We start from the raw sequence: 3,058 nt of genomic DNA, 5'->3' as shown, positions 1-3,058 counted from the left end.
GCAACGCTCACAGCGAATTTGTCCAGAAACCTCTATAAATCCGTCTGCCAATACGACTGAACCATTTCGCTGCAAATCCAGATCTGCCTGCACCGAATCCAGTTCCGCCACCGCCGCAGCCAGACGGCTCCATACAGCAAGATCAACCGGACCCTCCAGGCGATCGCCAGTACCGGTCACTTTGGCAAGATGCAGATTGTCGGTTTTAGCGGAAAACATAAGCGCGGCATGTTAGCGATGACTGCGGGTTAAGTAAAGTATTTCATGACAAGAAGGTCAACTACTAGTATGGAGACGAACTCAGGAGAATGCGTTGTAACTGGACGAGACTCAGATGTTTTCGGGCTCCTGCATCCACGCTGAGATGTCGCGTTGGCCATGCAGCACGCGCCAGACATCAATGTGCTCTGAACGCTCGACGTAAAACACAAGGTGGGGATAGCGCGCCAGCGACCAGAAACGCAGGCCAGGCAAGTTTAATTCGTGGGCGGAGCGTGGCGATCCGGTAGCCGGGTGGCGAGCGATGTGTGCAAACGCCTGCACCAAGGCGTCAATGAAGCCGAGCGCCGCTGGTTCAGCGCCTTCGCTGAGGCAGTAGGCAATCGCATCGTCAATGTCTAGGTTGGCCAGCTCACGCGGAACAACGGGCTTGGCCGTCACCCGCGAGCGCCATCCTTGGCCGCCTTGCGAACCCGGTCACGCAGCCCCTCAAAGTAGGCCGGATCGGCTGGGGTTGCCGGTGTAGACGCCGCACCCGCGAGCAGGAGGCCGCGCAGGCGCAGGCGATCCTGATCCTTGCGAATCAGCTCACGCACATACTCACTGCTGGTACCGTAGCTGCCTTGATTTACCTGCTCATCCACGAAGGACTTGAGCGTGTCGGGTAGGGATATGTTCATTGTGCTCATGACCCAAGATTAGTCGGTTTGGCAAAATTTGGCAAGATTCATGTTTTGTGTTTGACAGCCCAGCGCGAAGGCCTGCACCACTCGACGGTCAACGAACTGCTGCGACTGACGCTGCTCGAGCCCACCATCGTCCAGAGTTTCCTGGTCGGGCAGCAACCCAAGTGCATGAGCCTGCTGTGGTTCCAGCGGAACCCGCTGCCAACCGACTGGGTGGCGCAGCGGGAGATGGTGGCGGGCTTTGATGCCTGAACGGGTTACGAGCCCTCGATCACCCGTGCTTCATCACTGCGGCATTCAGCACACTTGCCCACCAGCAGCAAGTCGCCGCCCTTGATGGTGCCGCTGAAATTGGTGATCGTTGTATCAAAACGGCAGTGGCTGCACCAAACTTTGGACAGCAGCCGCTTGCGGATGTCGGCAGGAATGGACTCCCAGCGCTGGCGGGCCGGCTTGGTAAAAGTGGGCAGTGATTCGATGGTCAGGGTTCAGCGGATCCAGCGACGGGCGTCCTTCCCGCAGCGCATGTGGCCGGAATCCCGCGTGGCGCAGGGATTTCAGGCAAGAAAAAGGGCCCGGAGATTATCCGAGCCCTTCAATTTGGTGGCGGACGGTTGACCATGCGCCGACCGACCTCCCGAGCTGATGATCACTTCTGCGGGTTGCTGCGGACTTGCGGGTGTTTGTCAACGAGAGAGCAGTTCAACGTAGGCCTGATAGCTGTAACTCCGGTTCTTTTTCTGCCCGGTCATCTCCGTCACGATGCCCAGCTCTTCCAGAGCTTTTACAGCCGCCGTTGCTGTGGGAAAGCTGGTGTCCAGTTGCTGCCTCACGCGTTCAATGGTGAAGCGCGGCATCATCGGCAACATCTCGAACAGCCGGTAGCTGGCCGGGCCTGCTTTTGCAGATCGCAAAAGGCGTCGGCGGTCGGTGGCCACTAGACTGGCGATCTCGATGATGTTTTTCTCGGCGTCGCTCGCAGCGGTGGCGACACCTTCCAGAAAGAAGGTCACCCAGGATTCCCAGTCGCCCTCCGTGCGGATGGCCGACAGACGACGGTAATACTCAGCTTGGTGTTGCTTGAGGTAGCCGCTGAGGTACATCAAAGGCTCGGACAGCAGCCCCCAGTGTTCAAACAGCGCCGCGATCAGCAGGCGGCCAATGCGGCCGTTGCCGTCAAGAAACGGATGGATGGTTTCAAACTGAGCGTGGATGAGCGCCACCTTGACCATCGGTGGCAGGTCCGTCGCTTCGTCGTGGATGAAGCGCTCCATGTCGGCCAGCAGTGTGGGAACGTGCTCCGGCGGCGGTGGCACGAAAACCGCATTGCCGGGCCGTGTGCCACCAATCCAGTTTTGCGACCGACGCAACTCGCCGGGTTGTTTGCCTGCGCCGCGAGCCCCATCCAGCAGGCGTCGATGTGCCTCGCACAAAAGCCGCACGCTGATGAGCAGCCCTTTGGGATCGCGAAGTTGCTCCTGTGTCCAGCGGAAGGCACGCAGGTAGTTGGTGACTTCTTCTACGTCGTCAGTGTTGCTGACCTTGAAGCCAGCTTCCTCGTCGAACAGATCTGTCAGCGTGGCCTGCGTACCCTCGATCTGCGATGTGAGCAGGGCTTCCTTGCGGATGGCGCTGTACAAGAGCCAATCAACCGAAGGCACCAAGCCAGACACGCCCGCCAAACGTGCAAGCGCGAGTTCTGCCAGCCGATTGAGGTCGGTGAACACCACGGGTGAGAGTGCAGGGTTAGACGGCGGCAAGGCGTGGGGCACGAATGCGCGCACCGATTCGCCCAGTGTCGTGGAAATTGAATAGGTCCCAGTGGTGCGTGTCATTGAAAGCTGTCTTTAGTAGAGCGCCATCAAATTAAAGCACTCTTTAGTGTGAATAGCAACGATTAAAGACCGCTTTCATTGCCTCATGGCGAATCACTTCGCCCGTTTTAGGAACAGGGCGTTTTGGCTGATGGCCACCCGCAGCACAGGTGGCCGGAATCCCGCGCCACGCAGGGATTTCAGGCAAGAAAAAGGGCCCGGAGACTATCCGAGCCCTTGTGTATGGTGGAGGCGGCGGGAATTGAACCCGCGTCCGCAGTACCTAGACCACCGGATCTACATGCGTAGTTTGTCTATTGGCTTTAACCGCGCCACCCT

At 58.7% G+C, this 3,058-nt stretch carries 6 protein-coding genes and 1 other RNA gene; 2 read left to right on the top strand and 5 right to left on the bottom strand.

The annotated features are described in order from the left end of the window. From AC2VLV_RS11900 to AC2VLV_RS11890, 3 genes are all read right to left on the bottom strand, one after another. On the bottom strand, positions 1–219 hold a 219-nt coding region (locus tag AC2VLV_RS11900), incomplete at its 3' end, for a hypothetical protein (RefSeq protein ID WP_486990190.1). 111 nt (positions 220–330) lie between these two features. After that, positions 331–660, bottom strand: coding sequence for a type II toxin-antitoxin system RelE/ParE family toxin (locus AC2VLV_RS11895; RefSeq protein WP_486990189.1), 330 nt, complete (start codon positions 658–660; stop codon positions 331–333). Continuing rightward, entirely contained in the window at positions 657–908 is a 252-nt protein-coding gene (locus AC2VLV_RS11890; RefSeq protein ID WP_486990188.1) for a type II toxin-antitoxin system ParD family antitoxin, read from the bottom strand. Before AC2VLV_RS11890 ends, AC2VLV_RS11895 begins: the two co-directional genes overlap by 4 nt. A gap of 51 nt (positions 909–959) precedes the next feature. On the opposite strand from AC2VLV_RS11890, the gene AC2VLV_RS11885 reads away from it, so the two are divergent. Beyond that, positions 960–1,157 (top strand): hypothetical protein, encoded by a 198-nt coding sequence (locus AC2VLV_RS11885; RefSeq protein ID WP_486990187.1) that lies wholly within the window; start codon positions 960–962, stop codon positions 1,155–1,157. Between the two features lie 54 nt (positions 1,158–1,211). Continuing rightward, positions 1,212–1,523 carry a hypothetical protein gene (locus AC2VLV_RS11880; RefSeq protein ID WP_486990186.1) on the top strand — a complete coding sequence of 104 codons (312 nt, stop codon included), beginning with the start codon at positions 1,212–1,214 and terminating at the stop codon, positions 1,521–1,523. Positions 1,524–1,591: 68 nt separating this feature from the next. On the opposite strand, the gene AC2VLV_RS11875 is transcribed toward AC2VLV_RS11880, so the two are convergent. Both AC2VLV_RS11875 and ssrA read right to left on the bottom strand, forming a co-directional pair. Then, the gene (locus AC2VLV_RS11875; RefSeq protein WP_486990185.1) at positions 1,592–2,740 is read right to left on the bottom strand and encodes a Fic family protein; all 1,149 of its coding nucleotides are present in this window, start codon (positions 2,738–2,740) and stop codon (positions 1,592–1,594) included. Positions 2,741–2,963: 223 nt separating this feature from the next. Continuing rightward, positions 2,964–3,058, bottom strand: a transfer-messenger RNA (tmRNA) gene (gene ssrA, locus AC2VLV_RS11870); the annotation flags it as partial.

Source organism: Thiomonas sp. TH-17 (assembly GCF_057473305.1).
This window is presented reverse-complemented; position numbering and strand designations above follow the sequence as displayed.

Bases quoted from the DNA above. Each gene is read 5' to 3' on its own strand.
- AC2VLV_RS11875 (WP_486990185.1), bottom strand. From the start codon at position 2,740: ATGACACGCACCACTGGGACCTATTCAATTTCCACGACACTGGGCGAA.
- AC2VLV_RS11890 (WP_486990188.1), bottom strand. From the start codon at position 908: ATGAGCACAATGAACATATCCCTACCCGACACGCTCAAGTCCTTCGTG.